Origin of the sequence: Pseudomonas sp. B6001 (genome assembly GCF_013386015.1) — a bacterium.
GTDB lineage: Bacteria > Pseudomonadota > Gammaproteobacteria > Pseudomonadales > Pseudomonadaceae > Aquipseudomonas.
Genome location: NZ_JACAOX010000045.1, coordinates 7896 through 29414, shown reverse-complemented (window position 1 = coordinate 29414; position 21519 = coordinate 7896). Strand labels below are relative to the sequence as shown.

The following is a 21519-nucleotide window of genomic DNA, read 5'->3' as shown; positions in this document are numbered from 1 at the left end:
GCCCCCGTTGTGGGATTTGTCCGGAGGAAATGTACAAGTGGCGCATAAACGAAAATCCAGTGTGGGAGCTGTCGAGCTTTAGCGAGGCTGCGATAGCGGTGGGTCAGGCAGCATCAATGTTGACACTGCTGCCGCCTTCGCAGCCTCGCTAAAGCTCGACAGCTCCCACAGGGTTTGGTGGTCTGCTAATCTGCGCTCGTTGAATCTCGACCGCCACCCGTGGACCTCTCAATGACATCGCCATCCGATCAAAACCTTGAACCCCAATCCGTCTGCAGCCCGATCACCAGCAGCGCCATTTTCATGGTCGCGACCCTGGCGCCTGGCAGTGACTCGGCTGAGGCGGTGCGCAGCTGGTGCGCCGATATCGCCGGCCTGGTGCGCTCGGTCGGCAAGCGTGTACCGGCGGGCAACCTGACGTGTGTCGCAGGGTTTGGCTCCAAGGCGTGGGATGCGCTGTTCGGGGGGCCGCGGCCAGCAGCGTTGCATCCGTTCAAGGAAGTGGGCGTGGCCGGGCGCCTGGCGCCGGCCACGCCGGGGGATATCCTGCTGCACATTCGTGCCGAGCAGATGGACCTGTGTTTCGAATTGGCCACCCAGTTGATGGCGGCGCTGGGGGATGCGGTGACGGTGGTGGACGAGGTCCAGGGTTTCCGCTATTTCGACATGCGCAGCATCATCGGTTTTGTCGACGGCACCGAGAACCCGGTCGGGCGCAAGGCGGTGGGTTTCACCATCGTCGGTGATGAGGATCCGGCGTTCAGCGGCGGCAGCTATGTAATGGTGCAGAAGTACCTGCACAACATGCAGGCCTGGAATGAATTGTCGGTGGAGGCGCAGGAGCGGGTGATCGGGCGCACCAAGTTGTCGGACATCGAGCTCGACGATGCGACCAAACCGAGCAATTCCCACAGTGCATTGACCACCATCACCAAGGACGGCGAGGAAGTGAAGATCCTGCGGGACAACATGCCCTTTGGCCGGCCGGGCGCGGGGGAATTCGGGACGTACTTTATCGGCTACGCGCGCTCGCCAGAGCCTTTGGAGTTGATGCTGGAGAACATGTTTGTCGGCCGACCGGTCGGCAACTATGACCGCCTGCTGGACTTCAGCACGGCGGTCACCGGGGGCCTGTTCTTCATACCGTCTGCGGATTTGCTCGAAGAACTGGCCGACCGCGCGCCTTAGGCCAACAACCCGGTGCTCACCGCCACAATCAGGAATACCCCGAGCACCGCGCGGTAGATCACGAACGGCCAGGTGGAGAATCGCTCCAGGAACTTCATCAGGCCCCAGATCGCGAAGAACGCCGACACACTGGCGACCACCAGCCCGAAGATCAGGTGCGGCCAGGCGTGGGCGGGCAGGTCGGCGTGGAACAATACCCACAGCTCTTTCAGCCCCGCGAGGGCGATCGCCGGCAAGCCCAGCAGGAACGAAAACCGCGCCGCTTCTTCACGCTTGAAGTTGAGGAACAGTGCGGCGGTCAGGGTCGAACCCGAGCGGGAAACCCCTGGAATCAGCGCACCGATCTGCGCAATGCCGACAATCAGCGCATCCCGCAGGCGCATTTCGCCCACCGTGCGCTTATGCCTCGCGCTGAGTTCAGCCGCCGCCAGCAGCACCGCCATCACCAGGCAGGAAATCCCGATCACCATCAGCCCGCGCAGCGGCGAGTTGCAGGAGTTGAGGGTCGACGACAAGGCTATCCCGGCGATTCCGATCGGAATCGTCGCCAGCACAATGGCCACCGCCAGCTTGAACCACTGGTTGTTGTAGTCACCCTGGCGCACCGCGGTGATGCTGCCGACCGTGACCTGGCGTACATCCTTCCAGAAGTAACTGACCACTGCTGCCAGGGCGGCCAACTGCATGGCCGCGGAAAACGCCGAGCCGGGATCCGGCCAGCCGAGCAGGGCGGGCACGATGCGCATGTGGGCGGTGGAAGACACGGGCAACAATTCGGTGATGCCCTGAATGATGCCCAGGATGCCTATTTGCAGGTAATCCAGGGACGCAAAGCCGACATCGAGGCCGCTGGTGCAGACGTTTGTCAAAGTACTTATCCTGAAAGCAAGGGGAGGGAGGTGACGCGGAGTTTAGTCTAACTTTGTAACGATTTTGTCGTTGACACGAGAAAAGCGCGATCGGTTCAGCAAGCAGAAAGCTTGGCCGGTGTATTGGCATTGCAGGTGGCTTTGTTGACAATGGCGGCCTGTTTTTTTGCCGAGATGCCCATGCCTGCAATCCCCGATACCACCGTCGAACTGATCGAGACCGGCCCGGAACACGCCACGTTGATCGCCAACCTTTACCAGTTCTACGCCTACGAGTCCTCGGACTGGGAACAGGAAGATGTCGAGGTGGACGGTCGCTTCTACATCCATGAGGAGCACCTGGCCCGCTACTGGGAAGACCCGCAGTGGAGTGCCAACCTGCTGCTGGTCGACGGCTTCATCGCCGGCTTCCTGCTGATCGAAGGCAGCGAGTTGCCGGGGATCGATGCGCTGGAACTGGCGGACCTGTTCATCCTCAAACGCTACCGCCGCAAGGGCATTGGCCGCGCCATCGCCACTCAGGTGTTGAGCAGCGGCGAGGCGAACTGGCTGGTGCGTTTCTATGATCAGGATGAAGTGAGCCAGGCGTTCTGGCGCACGGTGTTGGATAACCTGCCGCGTCCGGTGCAGGCCATCGAGCTGGACGATGAGCCAAACCTGCTGAGCTTCCTGGTGACGCGCGCAGCGTTGCACTGAACCATCAACTGAAAGCGGCGCCAGCCCCTGCACTGAACAATGCCGCCTGCATCGCCTGTGGCGGCTGGCCGAACGCCCGCAGGAACGCCTGGCGCATGCGCTCGCGATCACCGAACCCGGTCTCGCGGGCGACCACTTCCACCGGATGCCGACTGGTTTCCATCATTGCCCGGGCGGCCTCCACCCGCAGGGATTCGATGGCCTTGGCCGGGGTTTGCCCGGTCTCCTCGCGAAACACCCGGCTGAACTGGCGTGGGCTGAGCCGCGCCACGGCCGCCAGGGCCTCGACCGAAAGGTCGTGGGTCAGGTTCTCCCGGGCGTAGGCCAGGGCCAACTGCACACGGTCGGACTTGGGGTCGAGTTCCAGCAACGCCGATAGCTGCGACTGTTCGCTGCCACGGCGCTGGGCAATCACCAGCTTGCGCGCGATGCGGCGGGCGAGGTCGCTGCCCAGGTCGTTCTCCACCATCGCCAGCGCCAGGTCCACCCCGGCGCTCATGCCGGCACCGGTCCAGATCTGGCCGTCGACCACGAACAGCTTGTCTTCCTCCAGGCGAATCTGCGGGTAGCGCTTGGCAAAGGCCGGTGCGTGCAGCCAGTGGGTGGTGGCGCGCTTGCCTTCGAGCAATCCGGCCTCGGCCAGCACGAAGATGCCCATGCACAACGAAGCAATCCGCCGCGACTGTTTGGACGCCGCCTGGACCAGCCTCGGCAGGCTGGCGTCAGGCAGTTGGAACTCCAGGTAACCGCTGACGATCAATGTGTCATAGCCCTCGGGCCGGATCGGCGTACTGTTCACCGAGAAGCCCTGGGACGTCATGATCGGGCCGCCACTTTCCGACACCAGGTGAAACTCATACGCTTGCTCGCCACGCAGCAGATTCGCGCACTCGAACACCGAGCCCAGGCTGAGGCTCAAGGATTGAAAGTTCGGGTACACCATCAGCGCAATGCTGTGCATCTCATCTCTCCAGGGGGCGCGGAGCGGTGATTGTCGGCGTGTGCCAGGGAAACGGCAACCGCCTTGGCGCAATGTCCGGAATCCTTGCGGACATGACATTGTGCGGTTTTGGCCCGGCTCCTAAGCTTGATTCCATTCCAACCCACATCACCCCGAGGCACTGGCACATGAAAGTATTGATGGTTTTGACTTCTCACGACCAGCTTGGCAACACCGGCCGCAAGACCGGGTTCTGGCTCGAAGAATTTGCTGCTCCCTACTACGCGTTCAAGGACGCCGGGGCCGACGTGACCCTGGCTTCGCCGGCCGGTGGGCAACCGCCCCTGGACCCGGTCAGCGACCTGCCGGATTCGCAAACCGACCAGACCCGCCGCTTCGCCACTGACCCGGCGGCGCAACAGGCCCTGGCCACCACCGTGAAGCTGGAGTCGGTCAACGCCGGCGACTTCGACACCGTGTTCTACCCAGGCGGCCACGGCCCGCTGTGGGACCTGGCAGAGTCGAAAACCTCCATCGCCCTGATCGAAGCCTTCGAGCGTGCGGGCAAGCCGATTGGCTTTGTGTGCCACGCCCCGGGCGCCTTGCGTCACGTCAAGGCGGTCAACGGCGAGCCGCTGGTCAAGGGCCGACGCGTCACCGGCTTCTCCAACTCCGAAGAAGCGGCGGTTGGCCTGACCGACGTGGTGCCGTTCCTGATCGAGGATGATTTCAAGGCGCTGGGCGGCACGTATGAGAAGGGTGCCGATTGGCAGTCCTTTGTGATTGAAGATGGCCTGCTGGTCACCGGGCAGAATCCTGCCAGTTCCAGTGACGTTGCCAAAGCGCTGTTGAAGCTGACCGCGTAACCCGCTGAATCCCCCCCAAAAGTACGTTGTTGGCGGCTCCCCTGAGCGGGAGCCGGCAGCTTCTACTTGTCTGAAATTTGAATCCGGAACTTTCCCCCATGAGCAACAGCGCTTTAGGTACCCCGATCACACTGGGGCACCACACCCTGAAAAACCGCATCGTCCTGCCGCCGCTTACCCGCCAGCGAAGTGCCCAGCCCGGTGATATCGCCACGGACTTGATGGCGCTTTATTACCGCCAGCGTGCTACCGCCGGCTTCATGGTCAGCGAGGGCACGCAGATCGAGCCTCGCGGCCAGGGTTACGCCTGGACCCCGGGCATCTACACACCGGAGCAGATTGACGGCTGGCGTACCGTGACCGATGCCGTGCATGCCGAAGGCGGCGTGATCTTCGCCCAGCTTTGGCATGTGGGCCGCGTGTCCCATCACGAACTGCAGCCCGACGGCGCAGCACCCGTCGCGCCGTCGGCGATCCAGCCGCAGCAAGCCAAGGCATTCGTTGCAACCGGGCCCGGCACCGGTAAGTTGGTGCAGCCACCCGAGCCGCGCGCCCTGGCTACCGCCGAGGTCAAGGAGTTGGTGGGGCTTTACGCCCAGGCTGCAAAAAATGCATTGGCCGCAGGCTTCGATGGCGTGGAAATTCATTCGGCCAACGGCTACCTGGTCAACCAGTTCATCTCGGCGCATTCCAACCAGCGCGACGATGAATACGGTGGCTCACTGCACAATCGCCTGCGGTTCCTGCGGGAAATCGTCGAGGCGGTGGCCGAAGTAGTCGGCCCGCAGCGCCTGGGTGTGCGCTTTGCGCCGTTGTTCAGCGGCACTGACCAGGACCGGGTCTACATCGGCCTCGTCGAGGAAGACCCGCATCACACCTACATCGAGGCGATCAAGGTGCTTGAGGCGGCCGGCATCGCCTACGTGTCGATTGCCGAGGCCGACTGGGACAATGCCCCCGAGTTGCCCGAGTCGTTCCGCCAGGCGGTGCGTGACACCTTCAGCGGCCGGATCATCTACGCCGGCCGCTACACCGCAGAGCGCGGCGTGCGGTTGGTAGAGGCGGGGCTGGCAGACCTGATCGCGTTTGGCCGGCCGTACATTGCCAATCCCGACTTGCCCCAACGCCTGCTCAACGGTTGGCCGCTGAACCCGTTGAACGCGGACGGCCTGTATGGCGGCACCGAGGTGGGCTTCACCGATTATCCGGTGTATGCCGGGTAGGCACGGGCTACTCGATCGGGTATTTGCCGAATGCCGGGTGCTGCTCGGCGAGGGCCGCGTGGCGTTGCAAGTGGGGAAACGCATCGGCCTTCACGACGTCGGCTATCTTCAGCTGGGTGAAGGACCAGGCGACCGCCACCGTCAGGCTCGCCTGGGTCAGCGGCAAGTCGCTGTCGCGCTCGGCCACCCGCGCCTCCAATAACGCATAGGCCGCCAGCAGTTGCCCGGTCACGCGGTCGATCCACGGCTGATGCAGTTTTTCGGCGGGCCGCAGGTGATGTTCGTAGACGATCTGCACGGTCTTTTCGCACGCTGCCAGCGCCAGGCCGATCACTTGCAGATCCCGGGCAAGCGCTGGGGATGACAGGGGCAGCAATCGGCTGCCGGCCGGCGCCAGGGCTTCCAGGTACTCGAGGATCAAGCCGGAATCCATCAGGACCGTGCCGTCGTCGAGCACCAGCGTCGGTGCCTTGACTACCGGGTTGATCCCGGAAAACTCATCGAAGGTGCTGAACACCGACAGTGCCTGGTGTTCGAACGCGACGCCGTACAGTTCCAGGGAAATGGCCACGCGGCGCACGTAGGGCGAGTCCAGCATGCCGACCAGTTTCATGAAGCCTCCATTAACCGCAGTGTTTTGTTCTGATGACGTTATAAACCGTTTTTCCGCATGTTTATCAATCCACCCGCAACACAATCTTGCCGATATGGTCGCCACCTTCCATGCGCGCATGGGCCTTCGCGGCGTCGGTATAGGCATACACCTCATCGATCATCGGCAGGCAACGCCCGGCCGACAGCACCGGCCACACGTGTTCGCGCAGTTGTGCGGCAATCGCGGCTTTTTCTTCCCGGGTGCGTGAGCGCAACAACGAGCCGGTAACGATCGCGCGTTTGCCGAGGATCGCCAGCAGGTCGATGTCTTTGGCGCGTGCGCCGCCGAGGAAGCCCAGCATCACCAGGCGACCTTCCATGGCCAGGGCGCTGATGTTGTCGTTCAGATAGGAGCCACCCATGATGTCGAGGACCACATTGACACCCTTGCCCGCGGTCTTGTCAGCGATGACCTCGGCGAAATTCTGTTCCCGGTAGTTGATCGGCTCGGCTCCCAGCTCGCGGATGGCGGCGCATTTTTCCACGCTGCCGGCGGTGGCGAACGCTTCGATACCGAACTCGCGGCAGAGCATCAGCGCGGTGGTGCCGATGCCGCTGGTGCCGCCATGGATCAACACGCGCTGGCCTTTATGCGCACCGCCGATGCCGAACAGGTTGGCCCATACGGTGAAGAAGGTTTCCGGGATCGCTGCCGCCTGAATCCAGTCCAGGCCATCGGGAACCGGCAAGGTCTGGCTGGCGGGCACTGCGCAGTACTGCGCATAACCGCCGCCATTGGTCAGGGCGCACACCTTGTCGCCCAGCGCGTACTCGCTGACGCCTTCGCCCAGCGCGACCACCACACCGGCCACTTCCAGCCCGGGAATCGGGCTCATGCCGGGTTTCATCGGATACGTGCCGGCGCGTTGCAGGGCGTCCGGGCGATTGACGCCGGCGGCGTGCACGCGGATCAGCACTTCGCCGGGGCCGGCGACAGGTACCGGCTCCTGGCGTGGTTGCAGGACTTCGGGGCCGCCGGGGCTGGTGATTTCGATCAGGGTCATTTCGTGGGGCAGAGTCATTTGAGCGCACCTGTAGCAATGAACGTGTGGGTTGGGACCGCGCCCGTCACCGAGCGGTTCAGCCTGCTGGCGATCCTGGGTATTTTCTCTGGTGCCCAGCATAGCCGTGATGAGTGATGCAATAATGCTGCGATTACACGTCACGCTGATGCAAAAATGCATCGAAGGGGAAAGCCATGAATTGGGACGATGCGCGGGTGTTCCTCGCGGTGTGCCGCGAGTCCACATTACGCGGAGCCGCGCGGGTGCTGGGGGTGGATCAGGCCACCGTGGGGCGACGGGTCAATGCCCTGGAAAAGTCCTTGAACGCAACGTTGTTCCTGCGCACCTCCGAGGGCTATGCGCTGACCGCCGTGGGTGAGGCCGCGTTGCAATCGGTGGAGAACATGGAGCGCTCGGCCCTTGACCTGGAGCGTCAGGTCCTGGGCCTGGACGACCGCCTGACCGGCACCGTACGGGTGACCACCACCGATTCCCTGGCCATCGACTTCCTGATCCCGGCCATTGCCCGGCTGCACGATGCGCACCCTGACGTGCGCGTGCAGATGGACGCTTCGACCCAGTTGCTTAACCTGGCCAAACGCGAAGCCGATATCGCGGTGCGCAATACCCGCCCGGACAACCCCGACCTGATCGCCCGGCGCATCGCCCGCTGGCCGGTGGGGCTGTTTGCCTCGCAAGCGTATATCGATCGGCACGGCGCACCCGAGCCGGGCAGCCTGTTCGAAGGACACGACCTGGTGGTGTACCAGCCGCACCTGCAAAGCCAGAAGGACCTGACCCTGGTCAGCGAGCCGCTGGGACGCGGACGTATTGTTGCGGCCTTGAGTTCAAGCCTGTTGGTACGCCGCTCCATCGCCGCAGGGATCGGTATCGGTGAGGTTCCGATAGTTTCCGGCGAACGCGACGGCCTGGTGCGGCTGTGGCCGGACCGTACGCGGCCGTTGCCCTACGATGTGTGGCTGGTGACCCATGCCGACCTGCGGCACACCGCCCGGGTGCGGGTGGTGATCGACGAGATCGTCGCGGGGTTTGCCGGCACCGGGGAATAGTACGACTGCCTGAAAAGGCCGGGTGTCAGCCCGGCCAGAAATAAGCCGTCGCAGGAGAACGCAATCGGCTCAGCGTTGCAGGAAGGCCAGCAGATCTTCGTTCAAGGCTTGCTGGTGGGTCACCGCAAAACCATGGGGGGCATCCTTGTACACCTTCAACTGCGCGCCTTTGATCATCTGCGCGGCGACCTTGCCGGTAGTTTCGAACGGCACTATCTGGTCACCATCACCGTGGATAACCAGGGTCGGCACGTCGATCCTGGCCATGTCCGGGCGGAAGTCGGTTTCCGAGAACGCGGTGACGCAATCCACCGTCGCCTTGAGCGAGGCGAGCAGGGCGATGTTCAGTGTTTGAGTCAATACACCGCTGGAGACCTGTTGGCCCTTGTTGATGCCATAGAACGGCGTATTGAAGTCTGCCAGGAACTGCGCGCGATCCTTCAGCAGCGCGGCCTTGAACCCGTCAAACGCTGCCATCTCGACCCCTTGCGGGTAATCCGGCTTTTGCCCGAACAGCGGCGTCACCGCCCCCAGCAACACCAGCCCGGCCACGCGCGCGCTGCCATGGCGGGCGATATAGCGGCTGACATCGCCGCCGCCCATGGAGAAGCCCACCAGGGTCACGTCCTGCAGATCCAGATGGTTGATCAACTGGGCGATATCGTCGGCAAAGGTGTCGTAGTCGTTACCGGTCCAGGGCTGGTCCGAGCGGCCAAAACCACGGCGGTCGAACGCGATGGTGCGGTAGCCGCGGCTGCTCAGGTACTCCATCTGGTATTCCCACATATCGGCATCCAGCGGCCAGCCGTGGCTGAACAGCACCGGTTTGCCGGTGCCCCAGTCCTTGTAGTAGAGCTCGGTACCGTCTTGTGTGCGTAGGGTGCTCATGGCAAAACTCCTTGGGTGAGAGGGCAGCCAATACTATAGGCGCAGAATCGGACGAGGGACTTGTATGCCTGTGCTCGGTTGAACGGTTCAGCGTCTATGCTGGTCAACTGACTTCTACCGTCTGAACAAACAGGTGAACGAAATGGCCAAGACTTACAGCTATGCCGCTCGTGACTCCAAGGATTCGCTCAAACCCTTCACGTTCGAACGTCGCGCCCCCGGGGCCGATGATGTGCAGATCGACATCCTCTATTGCGGCGTCTGCCACTCGGACCTGCACACCGTACGCAACGAATGGAAAAACACCCTGTACCCGTCGGTACCGGGACATGAAATCGTTGGACGGGTGACCGCAGTGGGCGCCAATGTCAGCAAGTTCAAGGTGGGCGATTTGGCCGGTGTCGGCTGCATGGTCGACAGCTGCCAGCACTGCGAATCCTGCGCCGAGGGCGAGGAGCAGTATTGCGAAAACGGCTTCACCGGCACCTACAACGGCCCGGCTTTTGGCGGCGAAAACACCTTCGGCGGCTACTCGGACAATATCGTGGTCAGGGAGAAGTTCGTCCTGCGGATCTCCCACGACGAGAGCAACCTGGCGGCGGTCGCGCCGCTGCTGTGTGCAGGCATCACCACCTACTCACCGCTGCACCACTGGAACGTCGGGCCGGGCAAGCGCGTCGGCGTTGTCGGCCTGGGTGGCCTGGGCCATATGGCGGTGAAAATCGCCCATGCCATGGGCGCCTACGTGGTGCTGTTCACCACCTCGCCGAACAAGCGCGAAGACGGCCTGCGCCTGGGGGCCGATGAAGTGGTGGTGTCGAAGAACGCGGACGAAATGGCCAAGGTTGCCAACTCCCTGGACTTCATCCTCAACACCGTGGCCGCGTCCCACAATCTGGACGCCTTCCTCAACCTGCTCAAGCGCGACGGCACCATGACCCTGGTGGGCGCCCCGGATAGCCCGCACCCGTCACCGACCGTGTTCAACCTGATCTTCAAGCGTCGCAGCCTGGCCGGGTCGTTGATCGGTGGCATCCAGGAAACCCAGGACATGCTGGATTTCTGCGCCAGGCACGGGATTGTCTCGGACATCGAGATGATCGACATCCAGGGCATCAATGACGCCTACGAGCGCATGCTCAAGGGCGATGTGAAGTATCGGTTCGTGATCGACATCGAGAGCCTGAAGAAAGAAAAACACGCGGCCTGATTGATCGCCGCCGATCCCTGTAGGAGCGGGCTGGTGTGGGAGCGGGCTTGCTCGCGAAGGCGGTGTGTCAGTCGCTCAATAGGCTGGCTGAACCACCGCTTTCGCGAGCAAGCCCGCTCCCACCCAAGGCCGCTCTCACATTTTGATTTTCGCCGGTTTCTAGGCCGACAGGTGCTCATACAAAATCGTCGCACCCACCAGCATCAACACCACGCCGCCAACCATCTCGGCGCGCTTGCCGACCACAGTCCCCAACACCCGGCCAAGCATCATGCCGATGGTTACCATGGTCATCGTCGCCAAGCCGATCGCCGCAGCGGCCACCAGGATACTCACGTCGACAAACGCCAGGCCTACGCCCACCGCCAGGGCATCAATGCTGGTGGCAAACGCGGTCACGGCAAGAATCATGAACGAGTGCTGGCTCGGTTTTTCTTCCTCTGGATCATCGGCCTTCAAGCCGTTGTAGATCATGTGCAGGCCCAGGGCTACCAGCAGGGTAAAGGCGATCCAGTGGTCCCACTGTTCCACCCAGCGAGTGGCGGCCTGGCCGATGGCCCAGCCGATAATCGGCGTGATCGCTTCGATCACACCAAAGATCAGGCCGGCCCGCAGGGCTTCGGTCAGGCGTGGTTTGTGCAGGCTGGAACCTTTGCCAATGGCCGCCGCAAAGGCGTCCGTGGACATGGCAAGGGCGAGAAGAATCAGGGAAATGGGGTTCACGGTAAGGCTTCCAGTCGGGCTGTATGAGTCAACGACACAACCACACGCCCGACTTCAGGCATGGATGTGTCGCTGGTCTCACCAACCAAAATGGTGTTCGCACCACGGCATGTTGCCGAGAATGTTGATACGAACGCTTCGAGAATCCGAAGCAGGCTACTCCCCAACGAGGTGGCGGATCATAGCCGCGCAATCATGAAAATTTCGTTAAGGACGCCTCACGGATGTTCCAGGTGACACCGCACCTGCTGACTCATCCCACCCGTCAACCGCTGCGGCCGCTCACAGCCTTGTGTACGCCTCGGGCAGCGGTCGAGAAAGAAACACCCACCCGGCAACACCCGGTTCCCCGGCAGCTCTGTCGGTGCACTGACATACGCGTCGTCCAGCGCCACCCCCAGCTTGGGCACCGCCTCCAGCAACAGCTGGGTGTACGGATGCTTCGGCTGCTCCAGCACTTGCTCGGCACACCCCAGTTCCACGATCTGCCCCAGGTACATCACCGCCACCCGGTCGGCCATGTGCCGCACCACCGAAACGTTGTGGGAGATCAGGATGTAGGTCAGCCCCAGCCGCCGTTGCAGCTCGGCCAGCAGGTTGAGGATTTGCGCCTGCACCGAGATATCCAGGGCCGAGGTCGGCTCGTCCAGCACCAGGATGCTCGGGTTGGACGCCAGCGCGCGGGCGATGGCGATCCGTTGGCGCTGGCCACCGGAAAACTGGTGAGGGTAACGGTCCAGGTATTCGGCACGAATGCCTACCTGCGCGGCGACCTTGGCGGCGATGGTGCGCATTTCACTCTTGGGCGTGTCGCCAAGGGCGAACAGCGGCTCGGTAATGATTTTCCAGATGGGCAGGCGCGGGTCGAGGGACGATTGCGGGTCCTGGAATACGATCTGCACATGCCGGTGGCGTTCCCGGGCACTTTCGTAGACCCAGTCCACTTCACCGTCACTGGGCTTGACCAGGCCCATCAGCAACTGGGCGAGGGTGCTTTTACCACAGCCGGACTCGCCGACAATCCCCAGGGTTTCCCCACGGCGCACCTGCAAGTCGATGCCGTTGAGGGCGTGGGCATAACCGCGCGGGCGGCCCAGCCAGTCGGTTTTTACCGGGAACTTGACCCGTACATCCCGCAAAGCCAGCAGTGAATCTTGAGACACGGTCATTGCACTGACTCCCCGGCAGTCAGCCAGCACGCACTTTTGCGGGTGCCGGCAGGGTTGATCAGGTCCAGGCGCGGGCGCTCGATGCATTGGCTCATGGCCTGGGGGCAGCGTTCGCGAAAGGTGCAGCCTGAGGGCAGGGCGGCAAGGTTGGGCACCTGGCCGGGGATGGTCAGCAGGTCGTCGCCGGGTTTCACCTGTTCCGGCAAGCCGCTGAGTAACCCTTGGGTGTAGGGGTGGCGCGGGTCGCTCATCACCTGGGCGGTGGGGCCTTCTTCCACCACGGCGCCGGTGTACATCACATACACCCGGTCGCAGAACTGCGAGACCACAGCCATGTCGTGGGTGATCAGCAGGATCGCGGTGCCGCGTTCCCGGGCTTTTTCCCGCAGCAGCAACAGCACCTGGCGTTGCACGGTGACGTCGAGGGCAGTGGTGGGCTCGTCGGCGATCAGCAACTGAGGGTCGCAGGAAAATGCCAGGGCGATCATCACCCGCTGGCGCATGCCGCCGGAGAGTTCGAAGGGGTAGCTGTCGAGCACTTGCTCGGGGTCGGCGATGTGCATGTCCCGGAGCAGGGCGATGGCCTTGGCACGGGCGGCGGCCTTGCTCAGGCGCTGGTGGTGGATGATCACATCGAGCATCTGCCGGCCAATGCGCCGGGTCGGGTTCAGCGCGGTCATCGGCTCCTGGAAGATCATCGCCGCGTCACGCCCGCGAATCTGCAGCAGCTCCTTCTCGCTGGCACCGAGCATGTCGCGGCCGAGCATCTGCAAGCTGCCGGCGGTGATCCGGTAACTGCGCTCCGGCAGCAGGCGCAGGCTGAGCATCGCGGTCACGGATTTGCCGGAGCCGGATTCACCCACTACGCCGACGACTTCGCCGGGGTTGACGTGCAACGACACGCCGTTGAGTGCCTGGACGTTGTTGCGGTAAGCCGGGAATTCCAGGCTCAGGTTGTCGATGGCAAGCACTGCCGGACTGGACATGGTCATTTCCCCTGTTGCCGTGGGTCGAGCAGGTCACGAACACCGTCACCCAGCAGGTTGAAGCCGGTCGCGGTGACCAGGATCGCCAGCCCCGGAAAGGTCGAGTACCACCAGTTGTCGAGAATGAAATTGCGCCCGGTGGCAACCATCGCGCCCCATTCGGCGGTGGGCTGTTGTGCACCCAGGCCGATGAAACCCAGGGCCGAGGCCATCAGGATCGCGCTGCCGATGTCCAGGCTCAGTTGCACCAGCAACGGCGGCATCGCATTGCGGCCCACGTGCCACGACACGATGTGCCAGCGCCCGGCGCCGAAGGTCTGGGATGCCTTGACGTAGCCCATCTGGCGAATGCTCAGGGCCTGGCCCCGGGCCAGGCGCACATAGAACGGGATGCGCACCACGGTGATCGCCAGCATCGCATTGAACAGGCTCGGGCCCAGTGCGGCGGCCAGGGCCATGATCAGCACCAGGGACGGCACCGACAGCATGATGTCCATCAGGCGCATGATCAGGCTGTCGAAACGCCCGCCGATAATCCCCGACAGGCAGCCCAGCAGCCCGCCCACCAGGCAGGACGAAAACGCCACGAACAGCCCCACGCCCACCGACTGGCGGCTGCCGTACAGCACCCGGCTGAACAGGTCGCGGCCGACTTCATCGGTGCCGAACCAATGTTCGGCGGAGGGCTCGGCCAGGCGTTGCGCCAGGTTCAAGGCATTGGGGTCATGGCTCGCCAACCAGGGGGCGAAGGCCATACAGGTCAGCACGATCAAGGTGATGGTCAGGCCGGCGATGGTCAGCGGGCTGCGGCGTATTTGATAGCCCAGGTACTCCATTCGCGCACGCCAGGTGGGGCGCTGTTCCAGGGGCACCGGTACGGGCATGGTCAGGGGAGCGGTCATCTCAATTCACCTCGCCGATGCGCGGGTCGACCACCCGGTAGAGCAGGTCGATCAGCATGTTCAGCAGTACATAAATAAACGACACCAGGATCGCGAAGCCCATCACCGCCGGGAAGTCCAGGGACTGGATCGACTTCACCACATAGGCACCCATGCCCGGCCAGGCGAACACGGTTTCGGTCAGCACCGCGCCGTACAGCAGGTCGCCGAGGGTCAGGCCGAGCACGGTGATCGACGGGATCAGCGCGTTGGGCAAGGCGTGGCGCAGGATCACCGCCCAGCGCGACAGGCCGTAGGCGCGGGCGGTACGGATGTAGTCCTCGCCCAACTGGTCGAGCATCGCCGAACGAATCTGCCGGGCGACCACGCCGAGGTTGACGAAACCCAGGGTGACGGCGGGCAGGATCAGGTGTTCCAGGGCATTCAGGAACAGCGGGATATCGCCGGCCAGCAGCGAGTCGATCAGGTAGAACCCGGTGATGGTGCGCGGTGGTTCGAGGCCTTCATCCAGCCGCCCGCTGCCGGGCAGCCAGCCGAGCTGGCCGTAGAACAACACGATCAGGCCCAGGCCGAGCCAGAAGGCCGGCGTGGAAATGCCGGTAACCGCCAGCGTTCGGGCGATCTGGTCGATGGCGCGGTTGTGATACACCGCTGACAGCACCCCCAGCGGTACGCCCACCAGTACCGAGAGCAGCAGGGCGGCGACCGCCAGTTCGAGGGTCGCGGGGAAGAACGCTTTCAGGTCTTCCAGCACCGGGCGGCTGGTGCGGATCGAGGTGCCGAGGTCGCCGTGCAGCAGGTCGCTCATGTAGCGGCCGTATTGCTGGTACAGCGGCAGGTCGAGGCCCAGTTGATGGCGGATGTTCTCGACAATGGCGTCGCTGGCCCGGTCGCCGGCAATCAGGCGCGCCGGGTCACCCGGGATCAGGTGGGAGATGCAAAAGGTAATCAGCGAAACGCCGACGACGACCAGGATCAGGCCGAACAGGCGTTTGCGCAACATATTCAGGAAGGCCATGAGGGCTCCTCGGTAACGCGAGACATTTGGATCAGGAATACAGCCTGGAAAACACAGCAGGTCCAGTGTGGGAGCGGGCTTGCTCGCGAATACGGTGGGTCAGTCATACATCGGGTAACTGATACACCGCTTTCGCGAGCAAGCCCGCTCACACATTTGATCGCGTGTTACTTACTGATCTCAGCCACGTTGAACACCTGCTCCAGCATCGGATGGAACACATAACCCTTCACCGAATCACGCATCGGCAGGGTGTAGTTCTTCTGATAGAGGTAGGCGTACACGCTGTCCTTGAGCACGATCTTCTGGGCTTCCTGATACAGCTCGGTGCGCTTGGCCGTGTCGTTGTTGGCCGCCGCATCACGAATCAGCTTGTCCACCACCGGGTTGCTGTAGAACGAACGATTGCCCGGCAGGCCTTGCAGAGAGGAGTCGAACCAGAAGTTCATGTACATGTAGGGGTCGGAGAAGTCCGGTGCCCACGAGCCGATGGACACGTCGAAGTCACCCTTGCCCAGGCGCTCGCGCATGGTGGCGTTGGCCAGTTTTTCCATCTTCAGGTTGATCCCCAGCGGCGCCAGGCTGGCTTGCAGGGTCAGGCCGATGGATTCCCAGTCCGGGTCCTTGTCGGAGTACATGTAATTCAGGTTGGTGATTTTTTCCGGGAGTTTCTTCAGGTTCGCGCCCGCGCTGTCCAGGTCCTGTTTCATCAAGGGCAGGCTCGGGTCATTGGCCCACATGCCGGCGGGAATCGGCCCGTTCATCAACTTGGCCTGGCCCTTGAGGATGCCGTCGACAATGCCTTTGTAGTCCACCGCATCAACGATTGCCTGGCGCGCATTCTGGTTGTTCAGCGGGGCTTTCTGGTTGTTCAGGTACAGGTAGGTCACCCGCAGCGACGGGAACTCCTTGATCACCACGTCTTTCTTTTTGGCCAGGTTGGTGAGCTGGTCCTGGGGCATGTCTTCGGCGATGTCCAGGTCACCGCGTTCCAGTTGCAGGCGGCGTACCGAGGCTTCGCTGATGATCTTGATCACCACCTTGTTCAGCGCGGGCTTGGTGCCGGCGTAGTAGGTGTTGGGTTCCAGGGTCAGGCTCTGGCCTTTCTGCCAGTTGCTCAGGCGAAAGGCGCCGGAGCCGGCGGTGTGAGTGGAGAGGTAGGCGTTGACGTCGCCCTGTTTCACCACGTCCGGGTTGATGATGCCGGCGCCGTTATGGGCAAGGGTGTAAAGGAAGGGCGCGTAGGGCTTGGCCAGGGTGAAGCGCACGGTGAGCGGGTCGACCACGGTGACTTTCATGTCATCCGGGAACGCACCCGACGGGCCTTGCTTGAGCTGCATCACGCGGTCGAAGGAGAACTTCACCGCATTGGCGTCGACCTCGGCGCCATCATCGAACTTGTTGCCGGGCTTGAGTTTGAAGTCCCACACCAGACCGTCGGCCGAGGTGGTCCAGCTGTCGGCCAGGTCGCCCTTGACCTCGGTGCTGCCCTTGCCGTTTTCGACTTTGTAGGCCACCAGCTTCTGGTACGCCGGGTACGTCACCGCCCAATCGTTGTTGTCGATGGTCACGGCCGGGTCGAGGGTTTGCGGGTCGGCGGCCTTGCCGATCATCAGGGTGTCTTTGGGCGCCGCGGCACTTGCCGATTGCCACGCGCCCAGGCTCAGGGCGGCGCACAGCAGGGAGAGTGCGAGGGTCTTGCGGTTGCTTGGGGTCATGCCGGTTTCCTTGATTATTTAGAGGAAAAAGCGGGTTGGTTTATTTTTATGAAATCTATAACCGGGCAGTTGGAGCTAAAGGGTGCTGCTCATTATTGTGATGGTACGGTCCTTGGGATCAGTATGACTCCTCAATTAGTGGGAAAAGTTCGGCATCCGGCAATTCGTAATGCCACCACTCGGTGGCAATCGCCTTGAAGCCGGCGCCAAGCATGATGCCCAGCAACAGCAGGCGGTTGCGCTGCACCTGCGGCGGCAGGTCGGGGTAGAACTGGTGGGACTTGGGCTCCATGGCATCAAACGCCGTGCCCATGTCCAGGGGTGTGCCGTGTTCATCAATCAGTGTCAGGTCGACGGCCACGCCGCGGGTGTGGTGCGAGCCCAGGCGTGGGTCGCGCACGTAGTCCGGGTTGGGCAGGGCCTGCCACAACAGTTGCTGGGCGTAGGCAGGGCGATAGGCGTCGTAGATCAGCAGGGTCATGCCGGCCTGGCGTGCCAACAGGCTCGCCTTGCGCAGGCAGGCCGCCGCTTCGGTGTGCAGCAGGCAGCGGGTGTTGCGGTAGATCACGGTGCCTGCGAGGTTGTCGGCACTGGCGTAGATCAGGTCGACCTGTACCGGGTATTCCGGTGGGGCGATTTCTACCAATGGGCTGGTTTTCACTCAAAGATTTCCTTTCCAGGGTCAGGATTCGAACTGGCCGAAGGCCTGTTGCAGGGCGCGGTTTTTTGCCAGGCGTGCATCCAATCGCTCGCCGTAGCGGTCAGCGACGGCAGACACCATCAGGTTGAACAGGCACGTCAGGGGCGCCATGGAGTCCCAGAACTGGCCGACATCGGTTTTCAACTGCAGCAGGTCCAGGTCGTAGTCCCGGGCCCAGGGGCATTGCAAGTCGGTGATCAACGCCAAGGGTAGACCCTGGGCATTCGCGGTCTCGCAGAACGTGGGCGTGATGCTGGAATAGGCGCGGAAATCCGCTGTGATGGCGTAGGGTTTTTCAAAGCCGGAGTTCAGGGTCTCGGCGTAGATCCCCGACAGGCCATCGACGTAATAGACCTTGGGACGGATGTATTCCAGGTGGCTGTGGAACGCATTGAGGATGCCCCGGGTGGACTGGATGCCGAGGATGAACACGGCGTCGGCGTCCACGATGTGCTGCACGATGTCGGCGAAACCCTGGCTGCGGGCCAGGCCGTACACATGCTGGATGGCTTCGATCTCGCGGTTGAGGGAACGGTCGAGGGCGTCTTCCTGATCGTTCTCCTGGCGAAACGCGCCCAGGCGGTCAGTGATCAACCAGGATGCTTGCGGGTCGCCGCGCAGGCCTTGCTTGACGTCATCAAGGTTGCGATAACCCAGGGTTCGCAAAAAACGTCCCACTGAAATTCCAGTGGTACCGGCTTGCTGGGCGATGCTGTCGGCGGTTTCGAACGGCAGCTGTTGCAGGTTGCCCAGCAGGTAGGTGGCGATGCGTTTGCCGGTGGGCGTCAGCGTCGGGAACTGCTGTTCCAGCGTGCGCTGGAAGCTGTTTTTATCCATGACGTTTTCGCGGAGACCGGTCATTGATGTTACTCGGATGTCGTATTTTGATTGGCTGTTAGAAACATAACATCGGCAATCGCGATAACACAATGGCTTTTTTTCGAGTGGATATGCAGAGGGGGACAAGCGGCGATCAAGGCCGCTGAGGTTTCACCGAGGTACCGAACGTATTGCCCATGCGCACGCTGGTCGCCGCCGGGGTAGAGAGCCCGATCTGGTTCGGCTTGCGTTTTTCGATGGGCACCTGTTGCGCTTGCTGGTTCTTTTGCGTGGCCTTGGCGGCGTCCGGGTTGTTGCTCATCTGCTGGCTCAGGCAGCCATAGTCCGGTGCCTTGTAGCCATCCACATTGACCTCGGTGCAGCCATTCGGCGTTCCTTCGGCGTGGGCCATCAGCGGCAGGGCAGCACACAGCAACAGGCTGGCGAGGGTCGGGAACAGGTTCATCGGTGCCTCCTGGCGAGCCCTGGGAAATGGGCCGGTATGGCTCAAAAGTGTAGTGCAGCGGGCTGCCCGTCACCGTGATGTTTTTTTTGCTGGCACCGTAACATCAGGTTCATAAACTGGCCTCAGGATGACGGTTTTGTAGGCTATGTCGGACGTGTTGCGATGCTGAGCAGGGGGGCTTGGAGGCGCGCGGGCTGCTGCCTGGCTCTGCTGTTGGGGCTGGCGCAGGCCGTGCGCGCCGAAGTGACCCTGGACCTGCCCGCGCAGAACCTGGATAGCGCCCTGCAGGCGTTCAGCCATGCCACCGGCATGGCGGTGCTGGTGGACCGCGAGTTGACCCGGGGCCGGCGCTCCATCGGCGTGCATGGCCGCTACAGTGCGCAGCAAGCCCTGGGCCTGCTGCTGACAGGGAGTGGCCTGATGGCGCGTTATGCCCGCAGCGATGCGTTCACCCTGCAAGTCCCCGAGGTCAGCCAGCCGGCCACGACGCGGGGGCTGAAGGCAGGGCATGCAGCACGGATCAACAACAGCTATGCCGCGGCCTTGCAGCAGGCGATCGAACGCAGTTTGTGCCGTTCGCCGCTGACCCGCCCCGGCAGTTTCCGGGCGCTGGTGCAGGTGTGGGTCAACGGTGACGGGGTGATCGAACACAGCCGCCTGGTCAGCTCCACCGGTGACCTGCAGCGTGACGAAGCGCTGGTACGCGGCCTGGGCGCCACCCGGGTCGAACGCCCGGCGCCCAGTTCGCTGCGCTTGCCGGTGACCTTACTTTTGATGCCCGATTCAACAGGAACACGCATGGAATGCACAGCAGGGGAAGGAGTTTCCGGGGCATGAAAGACACCGGCCACAGCATGATGGTCAGCCTGTTCCTGGCGTCCTACGAGGACTTCAAGGTACGCCTGCGCAAGCGCCTCGGGTCCGAGGACCTGGCCAACGACGTGCTGCACGAGACCTACCTGCGGGTCGACCGCATGGACATGCCGCCGAACCTGGCGCAACCCAATGCCTACCTGTACCGCATGGCCCTGAACATCGCCGCTGACCGACGCCAGGCGGATGCGCGACTGTTGACCGGCAGCGAAGTCGAAGAGCTGCTGCAGACCGTCGATGAAGCCCAGGACCCGTCGCGGGTGGTGGGTGGCCAGCGGGAAATCCAGTCCTTGCTCAAGGCCCTCTACGAACTGCCGGCGCGGCGGCGCCAGATCCTTATCGCTGCACGTCTGGAAGAGGCGCCACACCTGGAGATCTCCAGGCGTTTCGGGATTTCCACGCGCATGGTCGAAAAGGAAATCAAGGCCGGGCTGGGCCACTGTGCACAGCGCCTTGAAAGAAAAGTGATCCAGCGGTTCGGTCCCGGGGCCGGAAAACCGTCTTAGTGATTGAGTCCCTGATAATCCGTTGAGTACCTGCGCGCTTGAACATTTTTAACCTCTCCGCTGCCCGTGCTGCGCCCGACAGCCCCCTGCACGATGAAGCGCGTGACTGGCTGGTGCTGCTGACGTCGGGCCGGGCCACCGTTGCCGATGCCAAGGCGTTGCGCCAGTGGTGCGCCCAGAGCCCGGAGCATGCCCGGGCGTTCGAGCAGGCCAAGGTGTTGTGGCAGCAATTGGCTCCCGCCGCCGAGCAGTTTTCCCGGCCGCGGCATTTTGGGCGGCGGGCGTTTTTGGGCGGGGCGATTGCGGCGTCGGCGGCGGTGTTGATGGTGCGGGTGACGGTGCCGGGTGGGTTTGCCGGGTTGACGGCGGATTACCGCACCGAGGTCGGGGAGCAGCGGCGGGTGGAGTTGGGTGATGGGGTTCGGCTGGAGCTCAATACGCAGACGCGGATCAGCCGGCGTGAGGGTGGGATTGAGTTGTTGGAGGGGGAGGTCGAGGTGCTGGCCGATGCTGCGATGCCGCTTCAGGTTCAGGCGGGTGGAGGGTGGTTGAGTGCGGCTCGGGCGCGGTTCAATGTGCGCAATACGGATCACAGTGTGTGTGTGACGTGTATTGATGGGGCGCTGTTGGTGGGTGTTGGGGGGCGTACGGTTCGGCTTGAGGGTGGGCGGCAGCTGACTTATGACGCCAGCGGTGTGGGTGAGCCGGTGGCGGTGGACGTGCAGGCTGTGGTGGCTTGGCGGGAGCAGGTGCTGGTGTTTGACAATGCGACGCTGGCGACGGTGGTGGATGAGATCAATCGCTATCGGCCGGGGATGTTGCTGCTGATGAATGCGCAGTTGGGCAAGCGGCGGGTGCAGGCGCGGTTTAGTCTGCATCAGTTGGCGGGGGTGGCGCTTTTGATTCGCGATGCGTATGGGGCCAAGTGTACGGAGTTGCCTGGCGGTGTTGTTTTGTTGAGTTAGATCGGTGTGCATATCCGTTAGTTAGGTAACGGCTGCTTCAAAATCAAAAGCACAGCGGCCTCCCGG

At 62.8% G+C, this 21519-nt stretch carries 23 protein-coding genes and 1 riboswitch; of the genes, 9 read left to right on the top strand and 14 right to left on the bottom strand.

Translation table 11 applies throughout. The annotated features are described in order from the left end of the window. Positions 1-231: 231 nt before the first annotated feature. Complete coding sequence (locus HX821_RS29955; protein WP_003220100.1) at positions 232-1188, top strand: Dyp-type peroxidase; 957 nt, start codon at positions 232-234, stop codon at positions 1186-1188. Here the strand turns inward: HX821_RS29955 and HX821_RS29950 are convergent. Beyond that, complete coding sequence (locus tag HX821_RS29950) at positions 1185-2057, bottom strand: undecaprenyl-diphosphate phosphatase (protein ID WP_003220102.1); 873 nt, start codon at positions 2055-2057, stop codon at positions 1185-1187. The genes HX821_RS29955 and HX821_RS29950 overlap by 4 nt on opposite strands. Positions 2058-2246: 189 nt before the next feature. On the opposite strand from HX821_RS29950, the gene HX821_RS29945 reads away from it, so the two are divergent. Then, the gene (locus HX821_RS29945; protein ID WP_032898758.1) at positions 2247-2753 is read left to right on the top strand and encodes a GNAT family N-acetyltransferase; all 507 of its coding nucleotides are present in this window, start codon (positions 2247-2249) and stop codon (positions 2751-2753) included. A gap of 4 nt (positions 2754-2757) precedes the next feature. Here the strand turns inward: HX821_RS29945 and HX821_RS29940 are convergent, their stop codons facing one another. Next, positions 2758-3714, bottom strand: coding sequence for a GlxA family transcriptional regulator (locus HX821_RS29940; RefSeq protein ID WP_003220105.1), 957 nt, complete (start codon positions 3712-3714; stop codon positions 2758-2760). A gap of 167 nt (positions 3715-3881) precedes the next feature. Here HX821_RS29940 and HX821_RS29935 point away from each other — a divergent pair, with 167 nt between their 5' ends. Both HX821_RS29935 and HX821_RS29930 read left to right on the top strand, forming a co-directional pair. Continuing rightward, a complete protein-coding gene (locus tag HX821_RS29935) occupies positions 3882-4559 on the top strand; it encodes a type 1 glutamine amidotransferase domain-containing protein (protein ID WP_102606095.1) in 678 nt (225 codons plus the stop codon). Between the two features lie 98 nt (positions 4560-4657). Next, positions 4658-5782 carry an alkene reductase gene (locus HX821_RS29930; RefSeq protein WP_102368728.1) on the top strand — a complete coding sequence of 375 codons (1125 nt, stop codon included), beginning with the start codon at positions 4658-4660 and terminating at the stop codon, positions 5780-5782. A gap of 7 nt (positions 5783-5789) precedes the next feature. On the opposite strand, the gene HX821_RS29925 is transcribed toward HX821_RS29930, so the two are convergent. Further along, positions 5790-6395 carry a glutathione S-transferase gene (locus HX821_RS29925; protein ID WP_177037233.1) on the bottom strand — a complete coding sequence of 202 codons (606 nt, stop codon included), beginning with the start codon at positions 6393-6395 and terminating at the stop codon, positions 5790-5792. A 64-nt stretch (positions 6396-6459) separates the two neighbouring features. Further along, positions 6460-7458, bottom strand: coding sequence for an NAD(P)H-quinone oxidoreductase (locus tag HX821_RS29920; RefSeq protein WP_177020849.1), 999 nt, complete (start codon positions 7456-7458; stop codon positions 6460-6462). 176 nt (positions 7459-7634) lie between these two features. Between HX821_RS29920 and HX821_RS29915 the strand changes: the two genes are divergently transcribed. After that, entirely contained in the window at positions 7635-8510 is an 876-nt protein-coding gene (locus HX821_RS29915) for a LysR family transcriptional regulator (protein WP_008431428.1), read from the top strand. A 69-nt stretch (positions 8511-8579) separates the two neighbouring features. On the opposite strand, the gene HX821_RS29910 is transcribed toward HX821_RS29915, so the two are convergent. Then, a complete protein-coding gene (locus HX821_RS29910; protein WP_003220116.1) occupies positions 8580-9398 on the bottom strand; it encodes an alpha/beta fold hydrolase in 819 nt (272 codons plus the stop codon). Positions 9399-9540: 142 nt separating this feature from the next. On the opposite strand from HX821_RS29910, the gene HX821_RS29905 reads away from it, so the two are divergent. Next, positions 9541-10608, top strand: coding sequence for an NAD(P)-dependent alcohol dehydrogenase (locus tag HX821_RS29905; RefSeq protein WP_177037231.1), 1068 nt, complete (start codon positions 9541-9543; stop codon positions 10606-10608). 159 nt (positions 10609-10767) lie between these two features. Here HX821_RS29905 and mntP read toward each other — a convergent pair whose 3' ends face one another. The 9 genes from mntP to HX821_RS29860 all read right to left on the bottom strand — a co-directional run bounded on the left by mntP (position 10768) and on the right by HX821_RS29860 (position 19109). Beyond that, positions 10768-11331, bottom strand: a complete 564-nt coding sequence (gene mntP / locus HX821_RS29900; protein WP_177037229.1) for a manganese efflux pump MntP — start codon at positions 11329-11331, stop codon at positions 10768-10770. Positions 11332-11341: 10 nt separating this feature from the next. Continuing rightward, positions 11342-11508: riboswitch (yybP-ykoY riboswitch) on the bottom strand. Positions 11509-11549: 41 nt separating this feature from the next. Continuing rightward, positions 11550-12500 carry an oligopeptide/dipeptide ABC transporter ATP-binding protein gene (locus tag HX821_RS29895; protein WP_003220120.1) on the bottom strand — a complete coding sequence of 317 codons (951 nt, stop codon included), beginning with the start codon at positions 12498-12500 and terminating at the stop codon, positions 11550-11552. Further along, positions 12497-13492, bottom strand: coding sequence for an ABC transporter ATP-binding protein (locus HX821_RS29890; protein WP_032898749.1), 996 nt, complete (start codon positions 13490-13492; stop codon positions 12497-12499). Before HX821_RS29890 ends, HX821_RS29895 begins: the two co-directional genes overlap by 4 nt. Continuing rightward, complete coding sequence (gene ddpC / locus HX821_RS29885) at positions 13489-14370, bottom strand: D,D-dipeptide ABC transporter permease (RefSeq protein WP_371316190.1); 882 nt, start codon at positions 14368-14370, stop codon at positions 13489-13491. Before ddpC ends, HX821_RS29890 begins: the two co-directional genes overlap by 4 nt. A gap of 19 nt (positions 14371-14389) precedes the next feature. Next, on the bottom strand, positions 14390-15406 hold the full coding sequence (locus tag HX821_RS29880; protein WP_008431420.1) for an ABC transporter permease: 1017 nt from the start codon (positions 15404-15406) through the stop codon (positions 14390-14392). A 167-nt stretch (positions 15407-15573) separates the two neighbouring features. Then, the gene (locus HX821_RS29875; RefSeq protein WP_008431417.1) at positions 15574-17124 is read right to left on the bottom strand and encodes an ABC transporter substrate-binding protein; all 1551 of its coding nucleotides are present in this window, start codon (positions 17122-17124) and stop codon (positions 15574-15576) included. A 118-nt stretch (positions 17125-17242) separates the two neighbouring features. Then, a complete protein-coding gene (gene ddpX, locus HX821_RS29870; protein ID WP_003220129.1) occupies positions 17243-17785 on the bottom strand; it encodes a D-alanyl-D-alanine dipeptidase in 543 nt (180 codons plus the stop codon). Positions 17786-17806: 21 nt separating this feature from the next. Further along, a complete protein-coding gene (locus HX821_RS29865; protein ID WP_032898755.1) occupies positions 17807-18661 on the bottom strand; it encodes a MurR/RpiR family transcriptional regulator in 855 nt (284 codons plus the stop codon). A 136-nt stretch (positions 18662-18797) separates the two neighbouring features. Continuing rightward, positions 18798-19109, bottom strand: a complete 312-nt coding sequence (locus tag HX821_RS29860; protein WP_177037226.1) for a hypothetical protein — start codon at positions 19107-19109, stop codon at positions 18798-18800. 162 nt (positions 19110-19271) lie between these two features. Here HX821_RS29860 and HX821_RS29855 point away from each other — a divergent pair, with 162 nt between their 5' ends. Genes HX821_RS29855 through HX821_RS29845 form a run of 3 tightly spaced genes read left to right on the top strand, consistent with a single transcriptional unit; the run spans position 19272 to position 21453 of the window. Next, a complete protein-coding gene (locus tag HX821_RS29855; protein WP_177010051.1) occupies positions 19272-19946 on the top strand; it encodes a secretin and TonB N-terminal domain-containing protein in 675 nt (224 codons plus the stop codon). Beyond that, positions 19943-20488: an RNA polymerase sigma factor gene (locus tag HX821_RS29850; RefSeq protein ID WP_008431413.1), complete on the top strand. Its 546-nt coding sequence runs from the start codon at positions 19943-19945 to the stop codon at positions 20486-20488. The genes HX821_RS29855 and HX821_RS29850 overlap by 4 nt, the downstream gene beginning before the upstream one ends. Positions 20489-20526: 38 nt before the next feature. Continuing rightward, positions 20527-21453, top strand: coding sequence for a DUF4880 domain-containing protein (locus tag HX821_RS29845; RefSeq protein ID WP_008431412.1), 927 nt, complete (start codon positions 20527-20529; stop codon positions 21451-21453). Positions 21454-21519: the final 66 nt, after the last annotated feature.

What these genes read in the sequence shown, in the direction of transcription:
- HX821_RS29890 (WP_032898749.1), bottom strand. Translation starts at nt 13,492, where the DNA reads ATGACCATGTCCAGTCCGGCAGTGCTTGCCATCGACAACCTGAGCCTG.
- HX821_RS29860 (WP_177037226.1), bottom strand. Translation starts at nt 19,109, where the DNA reads ATGAACCTGTTCCCGACCCTCGCCAGCCTGTTGCTGTGTGCTGCCCTG.
- HX821_RS29855 (WP_177010051.1), top strand. Translation starts at nt 19,272, where the DNA reads ATGCTGAGCAGGGGGGCTTGGAGGCGCGCGGGCTGCTGCCTGGCTCTG.
- HX821_RS29895 (WP_003220120.1), bottom strand. Translation starts at nt 12,500, where the DNA reads ATGACCGTGTCTCAAGATTCACTGCTGGCTTTGCGGGATGTACGGGTC.
- HX821_RS29850 (WP_008431413.1), top strand. Translation starts at nt 19,943, where the DNA reads ATGAAAGACACCGGCCACAGCATGATGGTCAGCCTGTTCCTGGCGTCC.
- HX821_RS29875 (WP_008431417.1), bottom strand. Translation starts at nt 17,124, where the DNA reads ATGACCCCAAGCAACCGCAAGACCCTCGCACTCTCCCTGCTGTGCGCC.
- HX821_RS29910 (WP_003220116.1), bottom strand. Translation starts at nt 9,398, where the DNA reads ATGAGCACCCTACGCACACAAGACGGTACCGAGCTCTACTACAAGGAC.
- HX821_RS29955 (WP_003220100.1), top strand. Translation starts at nt 232, where the DNA reads ATGACATCGCCATCCGATCAAAACCTTGAACCCCAATCCGTCTGCAGC.
- HX821_RS29930 (WP_102368728.1), top strand. Translation starts at nt 4,658, where the DNA reads ATGAGCAACAGCGCTTTAGGTACCCCGATCACACTGGGGCACCACACC.
- HX821_RS29920 (WP_177020849.1), bottom strand. Translation starts at nt 7,458, where the DNA reads ATGACTCTGCCCCACGAAATGACCCTGATCGAAATCACCAGCCCCGGC.
- ddpC (WP_371316190.1), bottom strand. Translation starts at nt 14,370, where the DNA reads ATGCCCGTACCGGTGCCCCTGGAACAGCGCCCCACCTGGCGTGCGCGA.
- HX821_RS29915 (WP_008431428.1), top strand. Translation starts at nt 7,635, where the DNA reads ATGAATTGGGACGATGCGCGGGTGTTCCTCGCGGTGTGCCGCGAGTCC.
- HX821_RS29880 (WP_008431420.1), bottom strand. Translation starts at nt 15,406, where the DNA reads ATGGCCTTCCTGAATATGTTGCGCAAACGCCTGTTCGGCCTGATCCTG.
- HX821_RS29925 (WP_177037233.1), bottom strand. Translation starts at nt 6,395, where the DNA reads ATGAAACTGGTCGGCATGCTGGACTCGCCCTACGTGCGCCGCGTGGCC.
- HX821_RS29935 (WP_102606095.1), top strand. Translation starts at nt 3,882, where the DNA reads ATGAAAGTATTGATGGTTTTGACTTCTCACGACCAGCTTGGCAACACC.
- HX821_RS29940 (WP_003220105.1), bottom strand. Translation starts at nt 3,714, where the DNA reads ATGCACAGCATTGCGCTGATGGTGTACCCGAACTTTCAATCCTTGAGC.
- HX821_RS29905 (WP_177037231.1), top strand. Translation starts at nt 9,541, where the DNA reads ATGGCCAAGACTTACAGCTATGCCGCTCGTGACTCCAAGGATTCGCTC.
- HX821_RS29865 (WP_032898755.1), bottom strand. Translation starts at nt 18,661, where the DNA reads ATGGATAAAAACAGCTTCCAGCGCACGCTGGAACAGCAGTTCCCGACG.